The sequence below is a fragment of the Vibrio sp. DNB22_10_4 genome (genome assembly GCF_052879755.1).
In genome coordinates, this window is sequence record NZ_JBNNXW010000001.1 from 1,000,733 (window position 1) to 1,022,534 (window position 21,802).

At 45.0% G+C, this 21,802-nt stretch carries 22 protein-coding genes; 14 read left to right on the forward strand and 8 right to left on the reverse strand.

Going from position 1 to position 21,802, the window contains the following annotated elements:
* Positions 1–197: 197 nt before the first annotated feature.
* The gene (locus ACVA6Q_RS04290) at positions 198–986 is read right to left on the reverse strand and encodes a M48 family metallopeptidase (protein WP_353499396.1); all 789 of its coding nucleotides are present in this window, start codon (positions 984–986) and stop codon (positions 198–200) included.
* A 95-nt stretch (positions 987–1,081) separates the two neighbouring features.
* Between ACVA6Q_RS04290 and ACVA6Q_RS04295 the strand changes: the two genes are divergently transcribed.
* The 5 genes from ACVA6Q_RS04295 to cutA all read left to right on the forward strand — a co-directional run bounded on the left by ACVA6Q_RS04295 (position 1,082) and on the right by cutA (position 4,134).
* The gene (locus ACVA6Q_RS04295; protein WP_042495708.1) at positions 1,082–1,513 is read left to right on the forward strand and encodes a hotdog fold thioesterase; all 432 of its coding nucleotides are present in this window, start codon (positions 1,082–1,084) and stop codon (positions 1,511–1,513) included.
* Positions 1,513–1,746, forward strand: coding sequence for a DUF3389 family protein (locus ACVA6Q_RS04300; RefSeq protein WP_446646650.1), 234 nt, complete (start codon positions 1,513–1,515; stop codon positions 1,744–1,746). Before ACVA6Q_RS04295 ends, ACVA6Q_RS04300 begins: the two co-directional genes overlap by 1 nt.
* A gap of 63 nt (positions 1,747–1,809) precedes the next feature.
* Positions 1,810–3,549, forward strand: a complete 1,740-nt coding sequence (locus tag ACVA6Q_RS04305; RefSeq protein ID WP_446646651.1) for an SgrR family transcriptional regulator — start codon at positions 1,810–1,812, stop codon at positions 3,547–3,549.
* A gap of 2 nt (positions 3,550–3,551) precedes the next feature.
* On the forward strand, positions 3,552–3,803 hold the full coding sequence (locus ACVA6Q_RS04310; protein WP_353499393.1) for a hypothetical protein: 252 nt from the start codon (positions 3,552–3,554) through the stop codon (positions 3,801–3,803).
* A 10-nt stretch (positions 3,804–3,813) separates the two neighbouring features.
* The gene (cutA, locus tag ACVA6Q_RS04315) at positions 3,814–4,134 is read left to right on the forward strand and encodes a divalent-cation tolerance protein CutA (RefSeq protein WP_112462632.1); all 321 of its coding nucleotides are present in this window, start codon (positions 3,814–3,816) and stop codon (positions 4,132–4,134) included.
* Here the strand turns inward: cutA and ACVA6Q_RS04320 are convergent.
* The gene (locus ACVA6Q_RS04320; RefSeq protein WP_446646652.1) at positions 4,124–4,732 is read right to left on the reverse strand and encodes a DUF2238 domain-containing protein; all 609 of its coding nucleotides are present in this window, start codon (positions 4,730–4,732) and stop codon (positions 4,124–4,126) included. The genes cutA and ACVA6Q_RS04320 overlap by 11 nt on opposite strands.
* A gap of 198 nt (positions 4,733–4,930) precedes the next feature.
* Here ACVA6Q_RS04320 and ACVA6Q_RS04325 point away from each other — a divergent pair, with 198 nt between their 5' ends.
* Positions 4,931–5,770 (forward strand): isopenicillin N synthase family dioxygenase, encoded by an 840-nt coding sequence (locus ACVA6Q_RS04325; RefSeq protein ID WP_446646653.1) that lies wholly within the window; start codon positions 4,931–4,933, stop codon positions 5,768–5,770.
* A 97-nt stretch (positions 5,771–5,867) separates the two neighbouring features.
* On the opposite strand, the gene ACVA6Q_RS04330 is transcribed toward ACVA6Q_RS04325, so the two are convergent.
* Together ACVA6Q_RS04330 and msrB are read right to left on the reverse strand one after the other, a co-directional pair.
* Positions 5,868–6,965 (reverse strand): mechanosensitive ion channel family protein, encoded by a 1,098-nt coding sequence (locus ACVA6Q_RS04330; RefSeq protein WP_446646654.1) that lies wholly within the window; start codon positions 6,963–6,965, stop codon positions 5,868–5,870.
* A 191-nt stretch (positions 6,966–7,156) separates the two neighbouring features.
* Entirely contained in the window at positions 7,157–8,290 is a 1,134-nt protein-coding gene (gene msrB, locus ACVA6Q_RS04335) for a peptide-methionine (R)-S-oxide reductase MsrB (protein ID WP_446646655.1), read from the reverse strand.
* 127 nt (positions 8,291–8,417) lie between these two features.
* Between msrB and ACVA6Q_RS04340 the strand changes: the two genes are divergently transcribed.
* From ACVA6Q_RS04340 to ACVA6Q_RS04355, 4 genes are all read left to right on the forward strand, one after another.
* Entirely contained in the window at positions 8,418–8,816 is a 399-nt protein-coding gene (locus ACVA6Q_RS04340; RefSeq protein WP_353499389.1) for an OsmC family protein, read from the forward strand.
* 6 nt (positions 8,817–8,822) lie between these two features.
* The gene (locus ACVA6Q_RS04345; RefSeq protein ID WP_446646656.1) at positions 8,823–9,689 is read left to right on the forward strand and encodes a YdcF family protein; all 867 of its coding nucleotides are present in this window, start codon (positions 8,823–8,825) and stop codon (positions 9,687–9,689) included.
* Between the two features lie 135 nt (positions 9,690–9,824).
* On the forward strand, positions 9,825–13,052 hold the full coding sequence (locus ACVA6Q_RS04350) for a response regulator (protein ID WP_446646657.1): 3,228 nt from the start codon (positions 9,825–9,827) through the stop codon (positions 13,050–13,052).
* A 178-nt stretch (positions 13,053–13,230) separates the two neighbouring features.
* Positions 13,231–14,148, forward strand: coding sequence for an alpha/beta fold hydrolase (locus tag ACVA6Q_RS04355; protein WP_446646658.1), 918 nt, complete (start codon positions 13,231–13,233; stop codon positions 14,146–14,148).
* Between the two features lie 61 nt (positions 14,149–14,209).
* Here ACVA6Q_RS04355 and ACVA6Q_RS04360 read toward each other — a convergent pair whose 3' ends face one another.
* Entirely contained in the window at positions 14,210–15,592 is a 1,383-nt protein-coding gene (locus ACVA6Q_RS04360) for an MATE family efflux transporter (protein WP_446646659.1), read from the reverse strand.
* Positions 15,593–15,709: 117 nt separating this feature from the next.
* Here ACVA6Q_RS04360 and ACVA6Q_RS04365 point away from each other — a divergent pair, with 117 nt between their 5' ends.
* Entirely contained in the window at positions 15,710–16,630 is a 921-nt protein-coding gene (locus tag ACVA6Q_RS04365) for an AraC family transcriptional regulator (protein WP_353499384.1), read from the forward strand.
* Positions 16,631–16,659: 29 nt separating this feature from the next.
* On the opposite strand, the gene trxC is transcribed toward ACVA6Q_RS04365, so the two are convergent.
* A complete protein-coding gene (gene trxC / locus ACVA6Q_RS04370; protein ID WP_446646660.1) occupies positions 16,660–17,097 on the reverse strand; it encodes a thioredoxin TrxC in 438 nt (145 codons plus the stop codon).
* A gap of 215 nt (positions 17,098–17,312) precedes the next feature.
* Between trxC and ACVA6Q_RS04375 the strand changes: the two genes are divergently transcribed.
* Positions 17,313–18,401: a beta-ketoacyl-ACP synthase 3 gene (locus tag ACVA6Q_RS04375; protein ID WP_446646661.1), complete on the forward strand. Its 1,089-nt coding sequence runs from the start codon at positions 17,313–17,315 to the stop codon at positions 18,399–18,401.
* A 131-nt stretch (positions 18,402–18,532) separates the two neighbouring features.
* On the opposite strand, the gene ACVA6Q_RS04380 is transcribed toward ACVA6Q_RS04375, so the two are convergent.
* Positions 18,533–18,787, reverse strand: a complete 255-nt coding sequence (locus ACVA6Q_RS04380; protein ID WP_353499381.1) for a putative hemolysin — start codon at positions 18,785–18,787, stop codon at positions 18,533–18,535.
* Between the two features lie 156 nt (positions 18,788–18,943).
* Complete coding sequence (locus ACVA6Q_RS04385) at positions 18,944–20,401, reverse strand: DUF3943 domain-containing protein (RefSeq protein WP_353499380.1); 1,458 nt, start codon at positions 20,399–20,401, stop codon at positions 18,944–18,946.
* A gap of 182 nt (positions 20,402–20,583) precedes the next feature.
* Between ACVA6Q_RS04385 and ACVA6Q_RS04390 the strand changes: the two genes are divergently transcribed.
* Both ACVA6Q_RS04390 and ACVA6Q_RS04395 read left to right on the forward strand, forming a co-directional pair.
* The gene (locus tag ACVA6Q_RS04390; protein WP_446646662.1) at positions 20,584–21,102 is read left to right on the forward strand and encodes an NUDIX hydrolase; all 519 of its coding nucleotides are present in this window, start codon (positions 20,584–20,586) and stop codon (positions 21,100–21,102) included.
* Between the two features lie 20 nt (positions 21,103–21,122).
* Positions 21,123–21,782 carry a potassium channel family protein gene (locus ACVA6Q_RS04395; RefSeq protein WP_353499378.1) on the forward strand — a complete coding sequence of 220 codons (660 nt, stop codon included), beginning with the start codon at positions 21,123–21,125 and terminating at the stop codon, positions 21,780–21,782.
* Positions 21,783–21,802: the final 20 nt, after the last annotated feature.

Here is a 21,802-nt window from a genome sequence, read left to right on the forward strand (position 1 = left end):
CGCATCTTTGAGTGACTAATTAGTGCGACTTGTCAGACCTGTTGTTAACTATATGTAACGGTTACGTAAATTAAAAGAAGAAATGCTCAAAAATGATACAGTCATTGTCTATGAGGCTGGTTGCATTTTAAAAAAGGGGGAAGGATTCACAAAAAGAGACAAGTGCCGGGTAAAGAATACCCGGCGAAAATCAGCGTTTAGGCCTTTTTACAGGTAGGGTGTGAAATGTCGTATGCAGGGAGTTGATCCGCTTTGGCCTTCAAATCTGAAATGCGCGTATCGTGAGATGGGTGAGTAGAGAGAAGCTCCGGTGGTTGGTTTCCTCCAGATGCTTTCGCCATGTTTTTCCATAGCTCAACACTTTGAAATGGGTCGAAGCCGCTTTTCGCCATAAGCTCTAGACCAACGATATCGGCTTCTGACTCCTGAGTACGGCCATATGGTAAAATCACGCCATATTGAACACCTACGCCAAGTGCTGCCATGGTGACGTCTTTATATTGGGAGCCGCCAAGCGCTACGCTTGTTACTTGAAGGCCAGCGTTCGCGAGCTGAGATTGTGATAAACGTTCGTTGCTGTGATCAGCTAATACGTGAGCGACTTCGTGGCCAATGACGGTTGCTAATTGGTCTTGATTTACCGCAACATCCAATAACCCAGTATAAACGCCAATTTTACCACCGGGCAGAGCAAACGCATTCACTTGCTCAGAGTCGAACACGACCACTTCCCATTGAGAAAAGTCCGGTTGCGGTGGGACATGATCCGTGATGGCTTTCGCTACACATTGCACGTATTCATTGACTCGCTTGTTGTTACTGATTTTTAGCTCTTTCTTCATCTGCTCGAATGATTGAGCTCCGAGGTCGCTCATTTGAGCGTCTGAGAAAAGTATAATCTGGCTACGTCCAGTTGGAGACGACGAACAAGCTGCAATAGCGACGGTTACGGCAGCGCTGCAGCACACCTTTGTCCAACGTTTCATGGTGAAGACTCCCTTGTCCTTGTGAGATGTTTGCCTTTCTGGGTAACTGAAGGCATCATTCCTATCATTCAATCAGCTAAGTATAGGATTTATCGATGAGTATTTGGAAGAAGAATATCTCTTTAGAGGCGCTTAATCGCACATCTAAGAATACGCTTATGGAGCATCTTCAAATCGAATACACGGACTTTAGCGACAATACCTTGTCGGCAACCATGCCAGTGTGCAGCTTTACTCATCAACCTTTAGGTATGTTGCATGGTGGGGCGTCGGTGGTACTGGCAGAGACGCTTGGTTCTTTGGCGGCCAATTTTTGCGTCGACGATGACCATTATTGTGTTGGTCTGGACATCAATGCCAACCATATTAGAGCGATGCGATCTGGGTTTGTCATTGGTACCGCTAAACCCATGCACCTTGGTGTTTCTACGCAGGTTTGGCAAATAGATATTACCGATGAAAAGCAACGTTTAGTGTGTACCAGTCGCCTGACGATTGCAGTGAAAAAGAATAAAAAGGGCAAGTAATGGTTATCGATTTTTCCTCGGGCAAGGTGATTGTTACCCCGCATGAAGTCGTGGTTCGCTATCAAGTTGGTCAAATCACTTTGCAGTCTCAAGTCGATGCACTGCAGCTGATTTTGCCTGCCTGTATCCTGTCTGCAAACGGTGCAGAATGTAAATGGTCAATCAAACTGGACGATGAATCTCAGGTAAAGGCCATTTCTGAGGCATGTAGCATCGAGATCATGCGCGTGTAACTTGCTAATTATGTTTATAAAGAGGAAACTTAATGGCAAAAGCATTAATGGAATTTCCTCTTTATGAGCAGCCCTCGTCTTCGAAAGCAATTCGAAATCTTGTTTGAACACTTTTCTGGTGAAAATGCTGATACTCAGCTTGATGACGTCACTGGTATTTTGTTTTGCACCCGTCGTAATGCTCGAATTGTCTTAAACAAACTGGAAGAAGAGGGGTGGATCGAGTGGCATCCTGCTGCGGGGCGCGGCAAACTCTCAAAACTGATTTTTAAACAAAATCGTAACGATGTGAGTGAAACACTGGCGCGTCGTTATTTGGAAGAAGGCCGCATTGGTCACGCGCTAAACGTTCTTGATAAAGATGCCAATCGTCTATCAAGCGTGATCCAAAGTTACCTGGGCGTATCTCAAGCGGATGGTAAGCAGGTCATTCGCTTGCCGTATTATCGTCCGTTATCCATGCTTAACCCGAAAAAACCGATGCGCCGATCAGAAATTCATATCGCACGTCAGGTGTTTAGCGGCCTTACCAAGTTTGATGAAAACGATGAGCTCCAGCCAGACTTAGCGCATCACTGGCAGCAAGTCAGTAAGACGGAGTGGCGATTCTACATTCGTCCGGGCGTGCGGTTTCACAATGGGGAACTGCTTAAGCTCGAACATATTATCAGCAGTATTGAGTCCCTTAAATCCGCCAATTTGTTCCAGCATTTAAGCCAGGTAGTATCACCTTCACCTTGGGTGATCGATGTCAGCTTCACTCAGCCAGATCATCGCGCGCCTCAGTTGTTTGCTGAAAATATGGCGAAGATTTTGCCGCCAGAGTCAATGCGAGGGGAAGACTTCGACCGATACCCCATCGGTACTGGGCCTTATTCCGTCACTACCAACAACGACAAGCGCCTTATCTTAACGGCTTTTGATGGCTATTTTGGCTATCGACCGTTACTTGATACAGTTGAAGTATGGGTGATTGATGAAGTCCATTCGACCATGGTTTTCCCAAGTCTTGCTGACCCAATCGCTGGCGCTCGTTCTGATATTCAAGATGGCATCGATCTCGACCCAGGTTGTACTTACTTGTTGTTAAATCGAGTTTCTGGTGTGGCGAAACACGATAGGTGGGCGCGCTATTTAACCAAGCGATTGAACTCGTTAGCTATTTTTCAAAAACTGCCAGAAGATACGATTAAAGAGCTGGGTATGATCCCCGCTCATGGTATGAAGCCGGGCTGGTATCATCAACCAATAGACATTCCAGCAGACGATGGTGATGTCAAAGTTACCGACATAAACCTCACAGCAGATGAGTTTGATGGCGAGATCCGCATCGCTTATTATGCTGAGCATCCCACGTTCCCAGAAATCTCGGTAGCTATTGACGCCTTGTTAAAGAAGGATGGAATACGCGCAAAATTTATTCGCTATGGAGTCGATGCTCCAGACATTCATGATGTTGATATTTGGATTCGTCCAATGGGTATTGCCAGCAATCGAGAAGATGCCCTTGCAGGTTGGTTGCTGGATTACAGTGATATTGAGAAAATGGCCAAGCCTGAGGAATTTGCTGGTTGGCGTGCGCTTGTGACCGGGTGGTTAAGTCAAGCCGACACTAAGTTCCCAGCACAAGAAATTGGTAAGCAACTGGTACAGCATGCTCAAGTGATACCTCTGTTCCATTGCTGGCTGGGCATTAGTAAAGATCATTGTGGTAGCTTGCAAAACGCAAAATGTAACGCGCTTGGTTGGTTTGATTTTAGTAAAGTATGGGTGAAGCCAGACAACCAAGAGGTGTCTGAGTAGCCATGGCGAAACCGAATAAAAAGCTACCCACCAAATCGGTAGATATTTTCTGTGCCAAATGTGGCTGCAAATTGTATCGCTACAGAAAGGGTGGCAAAGGTTCCTTGGTAAAGTGTTTTCGAGAGCGCATTACCGAAGACTATACGACAGCCGTCGGTGTGTGCCCAGAATGCAACACTATTTTCGGTAGAGAAATGCTGATACGAGGAGCGCCATCGATCAAAATGATTGGTGGCAAAGTACGGATGAAATAGGAAGGATTTGATGAAATCAAACGCTATTACGGTGCTGACAACAGTAGGGTCTAAGCAGCAAGCAGACCGCTTGATCAAAGTTTTGCTGGAATCGCGTCTCGCGGCCTGTATCCAAACCCAACAGATTGAAAGTAACTATGTTTGGGATGGAAAATTGTGCTGTGATGAAGAAGTGCTGTTGATTATCAAATCCACCAACGAGGCTTATTCAAAGCTAGAACGAACCATTGTGGCCAACCATGATTACGAAGTACCACAAGTGGTCGCCCTGCCGATTGAGGCAGGCTATCGACCTTACCTCAATTGGCTCAAACAGCACGTTAATCCCTAGTTGGCGAGGTAAGCCAAAACAGGCTTAATGCTGTTATCGCTCCGAGCGTGTCGCACAGCATATCTTTTTGTGCGTCCCAAATATCCCCTTGCGAGCCCAAAAAGGCAATTCCTTCATCGCCGCCAGCGAGCGCGGCGTACCACCATTCAATGATCTCATACGCCGCCGCTAAGCTCATGATAGCGAAGAGGGCAAACATCATGGCAGGCAGTTTGTTCATAACGCGAGTGCGGTAGACATATTCGGCAATGGGAAAGGCATAGAGGCCAATGGAAAAGTGGGCGACACGATCAAAGTTGTTACGCTCCGAGCCAATCAACTGATTGAACCAATCAAACGGTACTTCCGCAAAGGTGTACTTAGCGCCAATGGTGTGTAATGACAGCCAAATGAACATCAATAGGTAAGCCAGTTTAGAGAATTGAAACTTTCTTGAAACCAACCAAATACAGACAAGAATGCCAACCGCAGGAATGATTTCGGCGACCCACACTGCCCGTGAACTGGGCGCGATTGCGGAAAACAGAAACACTAAGCAGTAGAGTCCGCTAAGTAAGGTAAGGCTAGGACAAAAACGGGTCGAGCTTTGATAATTCATGCGTTAACTTATCTATACAGAATGGAGTAAGCTTAGTATAGGTATAATAAAACGCTGTTCAATTACTAATTGTGTTTAATTGGCGATCAAGTGCACAAAAGAGTAACTCGATGACAAACTGTGACATGAGAATCTTTGTAAAAGGTCGCACTTTTTTTTAACATCGGCGTCGCACTATAACGATAAGAAAGTAAAGTCATGAAATTAGAAACCGTCGATTATCAAGCGGCAGATGCCGCAGAGAAGTTTGTCACATCGCTACGCGAAACAGGGTTTGGCGTGCTTAAAAACCATCCAATTCCCCAGCAGCTTGTGGAGTCTATTTACGAAAACTGGTATCAGTTTTTTATGTCGGAGAAGAAAAACGACTACCAATTTAATGTAGAAACGCAAGATGGCTACTTTCCGCCGACTGTGTCGGAAGTAGCAAAAGGCCACAGTGTCAAAGACATTAAAGAGTACTTCCACGTATACCCTTGGGGTCAGATCCCACCAGAGTTGCGTGCTCAAATTCTTGAGTACTATGATAAAGCGAACAGCTTTGCTAAAGAGTTACTGGGCTGGGTAGAGGCGCATGCGCCAGTGGAAGTGCAGGAAAAGTTCTCTATTGCACTGTCAGAAATGATCAATGGCAGTGAGAAGACGCTTCTTCGCGTATTGCATTACCCACCAATGACAGGGGAAGAAGAGCCAGGGGCTATCCGCGCGGCTGCCCATGAAGATATAAACCTTCTTACCGTACTTCCTGCAGCTAACGAGCCAGGACTTCAAGTGCTAAGCAAAGAGGGTGAATGGTTAGACGTCCCTTGCGATTTTGGTAATCTTATTATCAATATCGGCGATATGCTTCAAGAAGCGAGCGGTGGGTATTTTCCTTCTACCACACACCGTGTAATCAATCCGTCGGGAGAAAAACAGGAAACATCACGTATTTCGCTGCCACTTTTTTTGCATCCTAAACCGGAAGTAGTGCTTTCAGAAAAATACACGGCGAACAGCTATCTTATGGAACGCTTGCGTGAGCTGGGTGTGATTTAACTTAAGTTTTACACTTCGATAAGTTTTACACTTCGATAGGTTTTATGCTTCGAATAGCAAAAAGGGCTCGAATGAGCCCTTTTTCAATTTCGCAAGATTACGGCTGAATAATATGCTTGGATTGAGCCTCGTCATTTGCCATGACAACGGGATCGATCTTTAGTGTTTGCGTAGGATAGGCGATATCGGCGCCATGACTCTTTATTATCCCCATTACTTGCAGTAGTACGTCTTGCTTCACTTCATGGTAGCGTGCCCAGTTCACTGTCTTAGTGAAGGTATAAATAAAAAAGTTGAGTGATGATGGACCAAAGGCGTCAAAATTAACCATCAAGGTTTGGCGACTATCAATGTCTTTGTGGCCTTCAAGCATTATCTTAACGTCATCGACAATGGCTTCCATCTTGTCACCATCATCGTAACGTAGGCCAATCTTCTCATAGATACGACGGTTTAACATTCGGGACGGGTTTTCAACCACGATATTACTAAATACGGAGTTTGGTACGTAAAGCGGTCTTTTATCAAACGTTCGAATGATGGTCATACGCCAGCCAATGCGCTCGACAGTCCCCTCGATAGCGCGATCTGGAGAGCGGATCCAATCTCCGACTTTAAAAGGGCGGTCGAAGTAAATCATCATACCGCCGAAAAAGTTAGACAGGAGATCTTTAGCGGCCAAACCGACAATCAAACCACCGACACCACCAAACGTAAGTAGACCTGAGAGGCTCAGCCCCAGAGCTTGCATGATGGTAAGAATACCAATGGTCACAAAAAACAATCGAGCAACTTTAGCAATGGCCTGTACTGTCGTCTCGTCGCGCTTTTTCTGCTCTAAAACATGTTCTTCGACATTTTGAATCAGACGCAGTGATATCCAGATAAAGGTGGTGATGACTAAGATAAGGTCGATCTTACCAAGCCAAATGGTGTCCTTATCAGAATGTGAAGCGACAATGAGCCCAACGGAGACGGTAGCTGGCCAAACCCAGATAAGCGTACTGACGGGAGTTTTTAAAGCTCGGATAACGAGGTCATCCCATGCGAGCTGGGTTTTTGCGGTAATCGCTTCTAAGCGACCATAAATAACACGCCAGGCAAGCCAGAGAACAAAACTGCCAGCGGTGATGAGCAAAACATTGCTAAGCCAATCATAGCCAAATGACTCGACGTAGCGCTGTAAAAATTCCATTGAACCGTTCATTGAGACGACACTTGTTAATTATCAATAGGTTAATTATCAGTGATTGTGGGTATTTTTCATAGTAATCATTTGTATAGCGCAGATAAAGAAACGCGACATCTGGAATGATCATCGATGTCGCGTGCGTTCAAGTTTTAATGTTAGCTCCGCGCTTGCAGCATAGGTACGCTTCGCCAAACTTACTTGTCGAACAAAGGTAGGAACTCTTCATAGCCTTGCTGCGCGAGAAGCTTTTTCGGTACAAATCGCAACGCGGCAGAGTTCATACAGTAGCGTAGGCCTGTTGGAGCAGGGCCGTCTTTAAATACGTGTCCAAGGTGTGAATCTCCAAATTTGCTACGAACTTCAGTTCTCGGATAAAGAAGTTTGTAGTCTGTTGTCGTGACAATGTAACGCTCATCAATAGGCTTAGTGAAACTTGGCCAACCGGTACCAGACTTGTACTTGTCGGTAGAAGAGAACAGTGGTTCTCCGGTCACGACATCGACATAGATACCGTCCGCTTTGTTATCCCAATATGTGTTGTCAAAAGGTCTTTCGGTACCGTCTTCTTGAGTCACGTAAAACTGTAATGCCGTCAAGGTCTCCTTAATATCTTTATCCGTAGGGCGCTTGTACACTTGGGCTGCAGGTTGGTTGTTGCGATTTATCATCTCTCTAAGGGTAACTGGTTTGTCCATACGGTCGTCCCCAAAGATGTCGTCTAAATACTGGTCTCGGCCTGAGTTGTAGCGATAGTACTTGTATTTCAAGCTGCTGTTTTTGTAATAGTCCTGATGGTAATCTTCCGCGGGCCAAAACGTTGTATATTCAATCAACTCTGTCGCGAGCGGCTTTTTGTACACACCAAGCGCGTCGATTTCAGCCATAAATGATTGAGCCACCGCTTTCTGCTCGCCGTTGTGGTAGAAAACGGCAGGTCGGTATTGCGCACCTCTATCTACGAACGATCCTTTGTCGTCTGTAGGGTCAATGTGTCTAAAGAAATGGTCGAGTACTTGCTCGTAGCTGACGACATCAGCATCAAACGTTACCTGAATCACTTCAATGTGCTCGGTCTGTCCACTAGCAACTTGTCGATAGGTTGGTTTTTCCAAAGTCCCGCCCGCGTAACCGGAAACAACATCAACAACGCCGTCGAGCTGTTCGAGGTCTGACTCGGTGCACCAAAAGCAGCCGCCTGCTAATGTTGCGACTTGCGGCGCTGTTGCATTAGGCTTTTGGCTATTTGCCATGCCTGAATGGCTAGTGAGGGCAAACAGCGCAGGTACCGCGACAACGAGTGAAAGAAGTAGTTTGGCTAAGTTTGTCATAGTTACTCCTAAGACGTGGTGGTCTAATTTCTTAATAAGACACAACAAACGCGCAAAAACTTTCAAATTCACAACGTGACGGGTTACTATCTTTGCCGTCATTCCCAATTACCATGCAGAGGTTTATATGCAAGCGGAAGTGAAATGGATCGAAGGATTCAAATTTTTAGGTCAATCTCAGTCAGGTCATTCCATCGTTATGGACGGTAGCGGCGGCGAAACAGCGCCAAGTCCAATGGAGATGGTGTTGATGGCAGCCGGTGGATGCAGCTCGGTAGACGTGGTTGATGGTCTTAAATCGGTAAATCAAGATGTTACCGCTTGTACCGCTAAATTGACGACAGAACGCCGTGAGACGGCACCACGTATCTTCACTGCAGTGAACATCCACTTTGTTGTGTCAGGCAATCAACTCGATGAAGCGTTGGTCGAAAAGGTCACGAAGGACTCGTTAGAAAAGTATTGCTCAGTTTGTCTTATGCTTGCTGAAGGCGTCACCATGACTCACTCATGGGAAATCGTTTAATTTAAGATGGTAAGTGAAAAGGAATTCGACAACTTACTTATCGTGCTCGGCAAGCGCCTCAATCAGGACACGTTAACTCTTGAGGGCGAGTCTCGTGTTGAAGCCCTTGCCGAAATTGTTAAAAACCAAGATATGTCTACTACCATCGTTGCTTTTTGCGGTGGAATAACCGAAGGACAGTCGCGTTCAGAAGCAGCGGCAATGCTTGAATATTTTCAACGCCTTGTGACTGAAACAGACATTCAAGAAATGGGCGCAATTTTAGTAGAAGATGCATCGACGAACACGGTCGAGAATATTCAACTATTGGCAAAAGAACTGACAGAAAGCGGGATAGTCCCTCCTGGCAGTCGTCCTATTAGGGTTACGTTGCTCTCCAACGATTATCATCTGTATCGAGTTTTTACCGTTCAGAGGTTACTCGATCAGCAAGGATTGCTAAAGTACTTGGTGCAGTGCTGCCAACAAGCGGGACTTGCTATTCAACTATCCTACGATCCGCTTCAGCATGTGTTTGTGCCTTATCCTCACAAGGAAACCCAAGGAAATCTCTTTGTTTTATTTGATAGATTGACGATTTATCGTGTCTATCTTCAGGGAGCGGTGACCGGAGTATTTTCTGAACCACTGAGCGAACTGGCAGCAGAGCCGTATCGAATTGCCCTAGCATCGCTTGAAGCGCTAGATAAGCAAGTTGATCACACCAGCGGTCTCTTCACCCCACTTTACGAACAGCTACCTACTATCCGTCAATTTGTAGAAGCGACAGTACAGCTAACAGAACCCAAGTCTTTAGCGCTCCCTCTTGCTGAGTTGGACAAGCTTTTAACAAACTTAAATCGCTATCTAGACCCTGAGCAAGCACAGCAATGAGTAGATAAAGATGAGAGCTAACCCATATAGTTCTATCAATTTATAAATTAGTTTGTCATTTAACTCGACTAAACCAATAGTTTTCCTAGACTTACTGTATCTAAACTATTGTGCTAACAAGTGTTGGGCAACGGAATGAACAAACTTGAGTTTTGGAATAACCTGTCGGTAAAGAAAAAGATGCTGTTGTTGGTGCTATTACCCATGGCACTTATTGTCTACTTGGCGACAAGGCAGATAAGCGTCCTTAATGCCCAGCTTAGCGACCTCGAAAAAGTTGAGCGCTTAGTTCGATATTCAGAAGTGTTGTCCGATATACAGTCGAAAACTCATGACGCTCGTCCAACAGCGGGACTTGTTGATATTGCGAGTTCGATGCAAACCTTAAAATCCCTGGGACCAGAAATTTTCCCTTCAGATGTCGCTGTTCGCTTATCTGGTTTGCTTGATGACTACCAGGAAAGTGTCGTTTCCATTGCCGAAGCTGCCGACTTTATAGAAAAGCAAGAACTGGTGGAATGGCAGGTCGATACCTATAAACAGATTATTATGATTATTGAACAATCACCTGCGAAGGGCGTTTTGCCGGTGGTCAGTGGGCATATGGTCGCTCTATCTCAGCTTGAATGGCTGGTGTTTTGGGCTAATGAAGAAATTTGGCAAACCCAAACCTTAGTTCAAGCCTACCAAGATGGAGAAACAGGAGATCAATACAGTAAGCAGGAGATAGCTAACTTAGTTCAAAATCAGCAGCTTTTTGTGGAACGTTTTGTCGCGATCAACGCTGACCCTATGCAAGTTAATTTACTGCTGGATTCCTTCTCTAACCCCGCATTTGAAGAGAGCAGCCTGTTTAGAAATATTCTGCTAAGCAGTGAAGGTATTACTACTCTTGGTAGTGCTGAAATCAAAGCAGGTTTGGACGCACTGAATCTACGTTCCAATCTAATTCAAGGTGTCTCTTTAGCCATTGAAGAGCAATTGAGGCAAGAGATTAGAACCTTAGTAACAGGGTTTGAACAACAACGGATTGCGTTTCTATCTGTAGTAACATTGCTTACTATCATGTTGATTTTTTTAGGTATTAGCTTAGCCCTTAGGGTGACGCGAAATCTTGGTTTGGTTCTCACTTTCCTCGAACAAAAAGACGAAGATCAAACGCAGGCGGTGTCATTGAGCCGAAAAATTGGTGGTAAGGATGAACTCAGCCGTTTTGCAAAAGAGGTAGAGCGCCTTACCCATGAAAGACGAGAAGGTGAAAGACGACTACTCGAAGCCAAAGAAGATGCAGAGCAAGCCAAAGAAGATGCCATTCAGGCGAGTAAAGCGAAAAGCAGTTTCTTGGCGAATATGTCGCATGAAATTCGAACCCCATTGAATGGTGTAATTGGTATTTCTGAAGTCCTTTCCGATACCGATTTAACCGCAACTCAAAAAGATTATGTGGATACCATTGAGACATCGTCACATTTATTATTGAGCCTAATCAACGACATACTCGACTTCTCTAAGATTGAATCGGGCATGCTGCAAATCAATCCTCACTCTACATCCATCCGCGAAACCATTTACGATATTGCCTCCATCGTGGCACCAAAAGTGAAAGAAAAAGGTATTGAGCTCAATGTTGATATTGATGCCAAAGTACCATTCCGTGTGCTTGCCGATGACCATCGTATGCGTCAAGTATTGATGAACTTTATGTCCAATGCGGTCAAGTTTACCGAGGAAGGCAGCGTAACCATCGGCGTACAGTATCAGGTTGAGTCGGACAATTTGGCGAACTTGTTATTTGAAGTGAAAGACTCTGGGATTGGTATTGATAAAGCAAGGCAGTCGAAGATCTTTGAAGCGTTCGCTCAAGAAGATGACTCAACCACAAGGCAGTTTGGCGGTACTGGACTCGGGCTTGCAATCAGTACCCAGCTGATCGAGCTCATGGGCGGCAAAATTCAACTTGATTCCGTAAAAGGCGTTGGGAGCCGTTTTTACTTCACGTTGCCATTAGCCATTGATGAAAGAGAGTACCAACATCGCAACCCACTTCTTTTTGATGAACTGGTGATGGTATGTAACTCAAGTTCCCACGAGGAGCGAATCAAACGTGACTTAGCATTTTATGGTATGACGGTAGATAGCGTCGCACCGACGTTAGCTGAGTTGAACCTCGATAAAGTAGACTCAAAAACCATCCTTATTTATGTTGATGGTGGCGGTACATCTTCTGAGGAAGACAGCAAGCGTTTCGCGGACATTAACGGGAGAGGTACTGCAATTTGCCTTATCAGACAATTTGATAGCGCCAATAAAGACTTTGGTCGTAATATTTGTGCGTTGATTACTTATCCACTGCTTGGCAATCGCCTACTGAAATCCATCGAAGCCTGTTGTAAAGCATTGGCACAGGGTAGCGTATACACGAGTACTCAAATCGCCAGCATTGATAACCGCATTCGCGTGTTACTCGTCGAAGATAATCTAGTGAACCAAAAAGTGGCGACCTTACATCTCAAGAAAATTGGCTGTGAGTATGACATCGCAAATGATGGTCAAGAAGCGGTAACGCTGTTTGAGAAAAACCAGAATTACACCTTTATCCTTATGGATTGCATGATGCCAGTGATGGATGGCTTTGAAGCGACAGAAAACATCCGTGCGACGGAGCAGCGACTTGGTTTGGCTCGAACGCCAATTATCGCTTTGACTGCGAGTGTGGTCGATGATGATATTCAGAAGTGCTTTGATTCCGGTATGGACGATTATGTTCCTAAGCCATTCAAGGCCGAGATTCTCAAAGAGAAAATTGTGACTGCGATTGAGTTGAAACAACAGGAACTAGATGGGCAACAAGTGCCTGCTCAAGATGTGGAGCCAACTTTCAATGTTGAGACTGCTAATGTGGCTGATATTGAAACTGAACTTAGTCAGCGAAAGCCCAAACTTGAAGATGACAATAGCGCCCCAATTAATGCAGCAGCAAAAACATCGAGTACTAAAGTTTTGCTAGTGGAAGACAATTTGGTCAACCAGAAAGTCGCCTCTTTGCACTTGGAGAAGGCTGGGTACCAGTATGACATCGCAGACAATGGTGCTGAAGCGGTAGAGCTATTTCAGCGCAACGGCCGCTACGACGTCATTCTTATGGATTGTATGATGCCAGTGAAAGATGGCTTTGAAGCAACACAAGACATTCGCGATTATGAAAAGCAGCAAGGAATGACGCCAACGCCCATCATTGCGCTGACCGCTAGTGTTGTCGATGACGATATCCAGAAATGTTTTGATGCAGGGATGGATGCCTATGTACCAAAACCTGTTAGACGAGAGAAACTACTTCATGAAATGAGCAATTACCTGTCATAGGCTAATACAATAAGAGCTCGGTTGCCTATTTGCCAATGCCGCTAACAGAATGTGGCGGTATTATGTATAGTAGCGTCGATTAACTATGCCCTTGTTTCATGGTTTTGAAATCCTAGCACCTAGTAAATTAAGCTCGGCTTCCTACAATACCGTTCCGTATTAAAAACCGAGACTTGCAATGACTTTAATCGTGGCATTGATTGCCATTTTCTGCTTCTTAGCGCTACTCCCCTTAATGGTCAACAAAGAGACATACTCGCTAAATGAGGTGCATCGTGCGGAAGCTCCTGGTCAGTTTATCGAGACTCAGCTTGGCCACATCCATTATCAACTAGAAGGTTCGCCAGATGCGCCTTTGGTTGTGTTCGTGCATGGTTTCTCTGCGCCTTCATATATGTGGGACAATAATACCAAAGTGGTCGCCAATGCGGGTTATCGGGTTTTAACATTTGATTTGTATGGTCGCGGTTATTCATCTCGTCCCAATGTAAAGTATGACAAGCAGCTGTTTGTCGACCAAATTGGACAGCTTACACAGCAATTGGCTCCGAATAAGCCATTCCATATTGTTGGTTTGTCGATGGGGGGAGCAATCACTTCGGCTTTTGTGGCTAAAAACCCGAGTAATATTCTTAGCGTCGGCTATGTAGCGCCTTTTAATCAACCGGTGGATATTGGCCCTCTCACTTTGCCTGTAATTGGCAAATGGCTCGGTTATCTGTTGTTCATTCCTAAGCTTCCAAGTAATCAGGCGAATGATCTAGTGCAACCCGAGTGTTTTCCTTACTGGGCTGATAAGTTCAGTGAACAGATGATGTATAAGGGATTTCGAAGAGCGATAATTAGCACTGGGCGTCATTTGATTGCGAAAGATCCAACTGATGACTTCGCTGAAGTCGGAAAACTTGCGATACCTAAGTTACTGCTATGGGGCAAGGAAGATAAGGTGATTCCACTATCAGATGCTGAACGGGTAAAAGAGTTATTGGGTAGTAACGTCGAGCTCGAAGTATTTGAAGACGCAGGTCACGCGATGCAATATGAGTGTTATGACAGGATCAACCCTAAACTTCTGTCGCACTTCGAGCGAGCCTAGTGACGGCAGGTAACTAATAGAGCAAAGCTGTTGAGAGCTTTGCTCTTTTTTTCGTCTTTGACTAAGCGCTGGCAAGGGTGAGGTTGTTCATCCAGTAGCGCTTGAGGTAACGATGGAAGCAAAGTGAAAACTTCACTACTTCTTCAAATAGCATACACGCGTAGACCCACTTAAAATCAAGCCCAAGAACAAAAGCGGCGCTTGCTGTTAATGGTAAGCCCACCATCCACATCGCAATGAAGTCCATGCGCAAACAGAACTTGTTATCACCACCCGCACGCAGAATACCGTTAATGATGATCATATTGAGCATACGCAGCCAAATTGCCCCGCACAAGATGGCCATCGCTGGAGAAGCGATAGGGTAGAGCTCTGCTGTGTCTAGGTTTAGCCAAGATAAAATGCTTTCACGCCCCAACAGGAGTCCACAACCAATCATCAGCCCAAACACCAATACGGCTTTAATGAAGGTCTGCGACATGCTAAATGCCTGTTCAAACTCGTCTCGACCCAAAGATTGTCCAAGTAATATCGAACAGGCGACAGAGATCCCGAAGAACAAGGAATAGCATAGCGATTCAAACGGTCCCATCATGCTAAATACCGCGAGTTCCGTCGTTCCCATATGGCCAAAAATCACTTGATACATTAGCGTGCCCATTGCCCACAGCACGGCGTTTAATGTGGTTGGAACGGCAAGTGATTTGTAGGAGTTCCAGAGACGTGTTGTGTTGTCTAGTACTTGTTCGGTGATCAACCAATGACGGCGCAGATTTAAGTAGCCCCAGATAAAAATGACTTGGAGCAGCCGAGAAATAGTTGTTGCCAAAGCCGCTCCAGCTACCCCCATCGCAGGTACACCCCAGCCACCTTTGATAAGCCAAAAGTTAAGTCCAATGTTGATGGCAATGGTTAAAGCACCAAGTAACAGTGGTGTTACGGCATCGCCTGAAGATCGCATAGCGGATTCAGCAACGATTACAATATGTGTCAGGATAAGCACTGGGAATGCATACCAAAGGTAAGTGGCTCCTAGTTCGATAACACGGCCATCCGTGGTTTGCAGCATCATGATGTAACTAGAGAACAGCGTAATCACTAATGTAACGGGAACAAGTAACTTGGCACCAAAGACCATTGATAGTCGAGTGATGGTATTTGCGCTGGTTTTGTCACCACGTCCCCAATACTGAGCCACCAGCACACCATTGGCCGAAGCCATGCCTGCCATGATCATAATCGCCACAAAATGCCACTTTGAGGCGATCCCCACCGCTGCGGTTGCTTCTTTACCAATATCACTCACCATGAGTACATCGGCGAGTGCCAAAATAGCCACTAGCGCACTCTGAATAGCAACTGGGAAACCAAGTTTTACAACGGCGGACAAGAGTTGATTTGAAGCCACACCGTTAGATGACTTATGATGGTGTTGAGTTGTCATAGCTGCCTCCCATTTAAGTGAACTAGAAAAAAGTTGAGTGAATTAGAGAAAAGAAAATCACGGAATGTGACTGGGTGATAAACGTGGCTAATATAAAAAAAACGGCATTGTGAAACCATGTTCAAAAATAGACAAAACCTGTGCAAATCCGTCATTGAGCAATTTAACAGCAAAACAGAGTGGGTGGACGAAGTGTATTTGTCTGAACACTGTGATGAGCGATTCTTATCTGCCAGTGATGTTCCTGAGTTTGCCGCTGAAGACATTTTTATGGCTGGAATGGCCAACCTATTGGATGGCTACCATGTCGAGCGTAAGGGTGTGGATGTCCACACCATTCTCTTTACCATTGAAGGGGGAGGAGTACTGATCACAAAAACGGAAGTGTTAGCGATAGAACCTTATTCTATTGTGGTGCTGCCTGCGAATACCTCGTTCCGATTTGAAATCAACCCTCAATATAATCATTGGCGCATGATTTGGTTTTTGCCTAAACCGACTCAGCGCTGGACCATGTTTGCGAAGATTGGTCAAAAGGTTTTACCTTTTAATGGCTGCGAACGGATTTGGGCGTTGATAACCTTACTGTATGTTGAGATTGGCGGGCGCTCGAGCTACCGTAAGTTGTTGGTGAGTGAGCTGTGTCGCTTGATTACAGGGTTTGAGTCGCAAACGAATGACTCAACGGTGAGAGTACAGGCTCTGTTTTCTCAGATAGAGGGACAGTTGCACCTACCTTGGACAGTGAAAGATATGGCGACAAAAGCCTATTTGAGCGAAGAGCAGCTCTCGAGAATCAGTAAGCAATTGTACGGCGTTTCACCAAGAGCCAGGCTGATCAATTTAAGAATGGAAAAAGCCTGCGACCTTCTAGAAAACAACGATTGGTCGGTATCAATGATTGCCGAGCGACTAGGTTACCGAGACCCGTTTAACTTTACCCATCGTTTTACAAAACAGGTCGGCTGTTCACCTTCTGCTTATCGCAAGCAAAAATTAACAAGACCGACCTTTGATAAACCGACCTTTGATAAGTAGTATTTGGCAACGAGTGCTATGAAGGTTAGCTAGCCTTTTGAGAGCGCCTGATTGAGCCATTGATCAAACTGAGATTTCGGCAATGCCCCATTAATGGTATCGAGTCTTTGACCACCTTTAAATACCATGATGGTTGGGATGCTACGGATTTGAAACTGTGCAGCGAGTTGTTGCTGCGCTTCGGTATCAATTTTGACAAAACGGACGTTGCCTTGACGCTCCTCTGCAACTTGTTGAAATACTGGAGCAAAACCGACGCAAGGATTGCACCATGTAGCCCAGAAATCGACCACAATAGGCTGCTCGCTATTCAACAACGTTGAGAAGTTATCTGCAGTGCCTTCAATCGGCGCACCGTCAAGAAGAGGCGACTTGCAGCGACCACAGTTTGGTGATTCGGCGATTCTATCGACAGGTAGTCGATTCATACCTTGGCAATGTGGGCAGCGGGTGGTGATAGTAGACATGACGTTTTCTCCTGTTGTTTTTATTTACAGACGAGCGAGCACTTGGTTTAGGAAGCTAAAATTGACTAATCAGACTTCTTTGAACCCGTGAATGTGAGTATACTCAGTCGTCTATAGTCAAGATAAGCAAGAAATTATCTCTCATTATCATAAGTTAGCGATTGATATGGCTTGTTTATCTTGATTGGCGAAAACTATAAGAAAATAGGTACACAATGACAACTTTTTACGCCGAAATTACTGGGTGGGGTAAGTGCCTTCCACCAGCAATTCTCTCAAACCATGACCTCAGCACAGTAATGGAAACGTCAGACGAGTGGATTCGCACTCGTACCGGTATTGAAAATCGCCGTATTAGCCATGTCAACACATCTGATATGGCGACAGTAGCAGCGAAACACGCGATGGCGTGTGCAGGTATCACGGCTGATGAGGTTGATCTGATTATTGTTGCAACGTGTTCACCTGACTCGTTGATTCCAAACACTGCATCGCGCGTTCAACAGAACTTAGGTGTGCCAGCAGCCGCGGCTTTTGACCTTAATGCTGCATGTACAGGCTTTGTTTATGGCCTAGAAACCGCAACCAAACTGATTCAGTCAGGCAACTACCGTAACGCTATTGTTATCGGTGCAGAGCGTCTTTCTTTCTTCATTGATTGGACTGAACGTGATACAGCAGTATTATTTGGTGATGGTGCAGGCGCAGCAGTTCTAACAAGAACGGAGCAACAAGTCGGCTTGCAAGATGCGCAAATCGGCTGTGATGCAAAAGGCCGTGATATTCTGGCCGTGCCTAAGTTCGGTACGTCTATGGAGCGCTTTGCAGCAGATAACGGTTACTTTGAATTTGACTTTATTGGTAAAGAGATCTTTAAGCGTGCAGTAAAAGGCATGGGAGCGGCGGCGAACACCGTTCTATCTCGTTCTAACCTGACAAAAGACGACATCGATGTTGTGATTCCGCACCAAGCGAACATCCGCATCATTCAAACACTGTGTGATTTGTCTGGCATTGACCAAGAAAAAGCGTTCGTAAATATTCAGAACTACGGCAATACCTCTGCGGCGACTGTGCCAATTGCACTTTGTGAAGCACTAGAGCAAGGTAAGATTAAGCCGAATGATGATCTGCTATTGGCAGCATTTGGTGCAGGTCTAACATGGGGTGCCGGCCACATTAAGTGGGGTGAGCGTGTAACGCCTGTTGAGATAAGCGATGCGGCATTGCCAGCATGTGAAACGTCTGCACTAGAGCTTATGGCAACTGCGATCGAGCATTGTAAAAACAAGCCAAGTAAATAGCACTTGAGTAAATAGCACTTGAGTAAATAGCACTTGAATAAATAGTAAAAAGGCCAGCTCGTTGATGAGCTGGCCTTTCTATTATCACGAGTACTTTCTTTTATTACGTGTACTTTCTGTTGTTATACGTATTAGTTATCTTGCTGGTTACGCTTTTCGTAAAAATCCCAAACTGTGTAACGTTCTTCTTCCGATAACACACAGTAAGGAACGCGCTTTCCGTTTTCAGTTACACGCTGTAGCTTGTGGCCTTGTTCAACACAATAGACATAAGCAGGATCACTCTCTACAGTAATTTCATCCACATCATACTTATCCGGTTCGCTGGCACAGCCTGCTAGAATGCCCACTGCTACAGCGCCAATCATCCATTGTACTTTTTTCATTATATCTCCTAGTTGGAAGTTAGGCTTTTGGTTAAGTGTAGGAGATTTCTAACAAAAAGTGTTTTGATTTGGTCAAATTATCGATAAATTCACCAAATAATCCTTGTGAATGCCCACTTGTTCCCAGAATTCCTACAAACGCTTGATTTAAAGCTGTTAAATGTATTTGTTGCCTTCACCAAAGCGATAAATTAACCGTGTTCCCCATAGACTATCGCGAGCGCCTGAATTGCGGTGATAGTTGTACTTCCAATCGGCTTGAAGCGCCCAGTTGGCATTGAGTGTGTAATGGACACCAGTACCAATATTCCACTGCAGTTTCTTAGTATCACGATCTTTGTTGAGCATCGCTTCTCCAACGCCTGCATTGAAGTAAGGCTTAAATGCGTAGTTTTCGAATAGGTAATACTGCACATCAAAGCTGTAGTTTTCATAAATATGCTTCTGGTTGTCCGTTGTGGACTCATAGTTACCTTGCATATAACCAAGTCGTGCAGAGAGCTGGTTGGTAAAGTACAAACCTAACGTGAAGGCGGGTGCAAAATCATTTTTCAGATTGCGCTCTTTATCAAGTTGCGGATAGGCGAAGCCTGCGCTCACACCAACAATACCGTAAGTGACAGGGTCGTCGGTATGTTGCTGGTAGCTTTTTTTCTGACGGCGCTTTAGGCTATCTGCGGTTTCACCAGCACCAAACGCGTACTGTACCTGCATTTGATATTTGGTTTCGATATCACCATTACGCAGAACATTTGAATGCACACCAACAAAACCCGTTCCCGCTTTTATAATTTCTTTGCCTGCCACGTTATTTACGCCGCGACCTAAACTGTCGACCGGGTCAAGGAAGAATAGGGCGGTTGAGCCAAGCGCATCAGAGCCCATTACCGTGCCGCCTCTTAAACGTATCTCTTTTTCTTTATTAAAGGCCCATTCACCATAAACCCAACCAAGCGTCGGTGTAACTACTAGGTCTTGAATCGACGGTACCTCAGCGAATGCCTCTATGCCGTATTCCCAGTAGAAAGTCGACATCAATGTTGAGTACATAAATGCATCCCACTGACGATAACCCGATTTACGAGCTGCCTGATAGTAAACGCCGCCAAAGTAAGGGTGTCCAACATAGTTGATCAAGTGGTCATCACGATCCCAAACCGGCCCAGATCGCACGTTATCCCACCACTTGTTCATCAGTTTGATGTCGTCTTTTTCCCAGTTGGTGATCGATTCAGGCATCAAAGCTAGCACACCAGCAACACCTACGCCGTAACCAAAAATGGATTTAGTTTGAGACCAAAGTCTTTCACTGTCTTCGCCATTTTGAGGGTTGAAAAGGGAGACTCGGTAGGGTGACTCGTTGAAATCGATTTGAGTAAGCGTATCGTCTTGCCTCAACTCTTCAAAACTACTGTTCGTTGAAATCGAACGATAGCCAAGGGCGTTCATTGGGTCTTGGTGCGATGCATTGAGCTGCTGTTCGGTAAGTGTTTGATCGTAGCGTACTGCTTGTTTGAGGAGATCCGCTTCAGTTACCGTGGTATCAGTTGCGTCTGCGAGAGCAACATCAGCGGTAGACAAAGCGGCCACGAAGAAAAAAATGCTTGGTTTCATAATAATTGGGATATTTTAGGTGTTATGACTATTATTGCCTAACATCCCTTTAGGCGAGGTGAGGATGTTAACATTCTGGTAAATGATTGTCTCATCTCATTTGATGAGAAACTGAGATTGAACTGTAACTTGATATTTTTGTGGTAAACTTCACGAAAAATAGACTAACTCAGAGCAAGACTATGAGACAACTCACTACAGCCATTCACCCAGATATCGACCATCTTGATAACAAGGGCATAGTAAAAAGAAACGCGACTCGTGCAATTGTCGTTGATGGTGAAGATATTCTGCTTCTCTATACCGAGCGTTATCATGATTACTCCCTACCGGGAGGCGGCATTGATGAGGGCGAAGATGTTATTGCAGGTTTGGTTCGCGAGTTAGAAGAAGAGACGGGCGCTCAAAATATCCACGGGATTAAACCATTTGGTATCTATGAAGAGTTTCGTCCTTGGTACAAAGACGATGCGGATGTGATGCACATGATTTCATTTTGTTACTCTTGCAAAGTGGATCGAGAGCTTGGCGAGACCGCTTATGAAGACTATGAAGTCAAAAATGGTATGAAGCCAATCTGGGTTAACATTCATGAAGCCATTGCTTTCAACGAGAAAACTATCGCAGAGAGCGATAAGAAAGGCATGAGTATTGAGCGAGAAACGTATCTGCTGCATTTAATCGCCAAAGAAATGCTCTAGAGTCAGGAGACAACTATTTCATGAAATTGATGAGTAAAGACGATAACTTTTTCTTTTTACTTGGGTCATTATTGGTGCTGTTTTTTTTGAGCGCTGTGGTGCATCAGTTTAAAGATGATGCTCAAGACTATGTACTGGCTTTGATTATTCTTTGCATGAGTACTTCGATTGTTGGTGTACATAGAAAGCAGACATTTTACCGATCTTGGTATGCAGTGATGATCACAGTAGCAGTAACATCTGGCGTGTTTTCATTGTTCGAGGACTATGACCTTTCGTTGGTAACCTTGTTTGCATTACTGTTTTTCGTATTAGCTCAGACTTTTTCAGCGCTCAGGCAGGTCATCATGCCGAAGCAAGTGACACTCAATCAGATTGTTGGCTCAATATGCGTTTATCTGTTGTTCGGTCTCTCTTTCTCATTCATTTATTTGATCCAACTCGAACTGTTCGTTGAACCCTTTAACGGGTTGGAGGCGAAACCTTGGCTAGATAACCTGTTCGATGTTATTTACTTTAGTTTTATCACACTAACTACAGTCGGTTATGGTGATATTTCCCCGGCTCTAGCCATCCCGCGTTTCTTCGTGTTCTTAGAGTCGATTACGGGTAGTTTTTACCTTGCCATTATGGTTGCGAGCTTAGTGAGCAGTCATCTCGCTCAAAAAGAGACTCCGTAGCGATCTCTAGATTCAATAGA

Excerpts from the sequence above, each read along its gene's own strand:
- ACVA6Q_RS04310 (WP_353499393.1), top strand. The coding sequence starts at position 3,552 with ATGGCGAAACCGAATAAAAAGCTACCCACCAAATCGGTAGATATTTTC.
- ACVA6Q_RS04380 (WP_353499381.1), bottom strand. The coding sequence starts at position 18,787 with ATGAAAAAAGTACAATGGATGATTGGCGCTGTAGCAGTGGGCATTCTA.
- ACVA6Q_RS04355 (WP_446646658.1), top strand. The coding sequence starts at position 13,231 with ATGACTTTAATCGTGGCATTGATTGCCATTTTCTGCTTCTTAGCGCTA.
- ACVA6Q_RS04295 (WP_042495708.1), top strand. The coding sequence starts at position 1,082 with ATGAGTATTTGGAAGAAGAATATCTCTTTAGAGGCGCTTAATCGCACA.
- ACVA6Q_RS04305 (WP_446646651.1), top strand. The coding sequence starts at position 1,810 with ATGAGCAGCCCTCGTCTTCGAAAGCAATTCGAAATCTTGTTTGAACAC.
- ACVA6Q_RS04350 (WP_446646657.1), top strand. The coding sequence starts at position 9,825 with ATGAACAAACTTGAGTTTTGGAATAACCTGTCGGTAAAGAAAAAGATG.
- trxC (WP_446646660.1), bottom strand. The coding sequence starts at position 17,097 with ATGTCTACTATCACCACCCGCTGCCCACATTGCCAAGGTATGAATCGA.
- ACVA6Q_RS04345 (WP_446646656.1), top strand. The coding sequence starts at position 8,823 with ATGGTAAGTGAAAAGGAATTCGACAACTTACTTATCGTGCTCGGCAAG.
- ACVA6Q_RS04340 (WP_353499389.1), top strand. The coding sequence starts at position 8,418 with ATGCAAGCGGAAGTGAAATGGATCGAAGGATTCAAATTTTTAGGTCAA.
- msrB (WP_446646655.1), bottom strand. The coding sequence starts at position 8,290 with ATGACAAACTTAGCCAAACTACTTCTTTCACTCGTTGTCGCGGTACCT.
- ACVA6Q_RS04390 (WP_446646662.1), top strand. The coding sequence starts at position 20,584 with ATGAGACAACTCACTACAGCCATTCACCCAGATATCGACCATCTTGAT.
- ACVA6Q_RS04300 (WP_446646650.1), top strand. The coding sequence starts at position 1,513 with ATGGTTATCGATTTTTCCTCGGGCAAGGTGATTGTTACCCCGCATGAA.
- ACVA6Q_RS04320 (WP_446646652.1), bottom strand. The coding sequence starts at position 4,732 with ATGAATTATCAAAGCTCGACCCGTTTTTGTCCTAGCCTTACCTTACTT.
- ACVA6Q_RS04385 (WP_353499380.1), bottom strand. The coding sequence starts at position 20,401 with ATGAAACCAAGCATTTTTTTCTTCGTGGCCGCTTTGTCTACCGCTGAT.
- ACVA6Q_RS04290 (WP_353499396.1), bottom strand. The coding sequence starts at position 986 with ATGAAACGTTGGACAAAGGTGTGCTGCAGCGCTGCCGTAACCGTCGCT.
- cutA (WP_112462632.1), top strand. The coding sequence starts at position 3,814 with ATGAAATCAAACGCTATTACGGTGCTGACAACAGTAGGGTCTAAGCAG.
- ACVA6Q_RS04330 (WP_446646654.1), bottom strand. The coding sequence starts at position 6,965 with ATGGAATTTTTACAGCGCTACGTCGAGTCATTTGGCTATGATTGGCTT.
- ACVA6Q_RS04360 (WP_446646659.1), bottom strand. The coding sequence starts at position 15,592 with ATGACAACTCAACACCATCATAAGTCATCTAACGGTGTGGCTTCAAAT.
- ACVA6Q_RS04365 (WP_353499384.1), top strand. The coding sequence starts at position 15,710 with ATGTTCAAAAATAGACAAAACCTGTGCAAATCCGTCATTGAGCAATTT.
- ACVA6Q_RS04395 (WP_353499378.1), top strand. The coding sequence starts at position 21,123 with ATGAAATTGATGAGTAAAGACGATAACTTTTTCTTTTTACTTGGGTCA.
- ACVA6Q_RS04375 (WP_446646661.1), top strand. The coding sequence starts at position 17,313 with ATGACAACTTTTTACGCCGAAATTACTGGGTGGGGTAAGTGCCTTCCA.
- ACVA6Q_RS04325 (WP_446646653.1), top strand. The coding sequence starts at position 4,931 with ATGAAATTAGAAACCGTCGATTATCAAGCGGCAGATGCCGCAGAGAAG.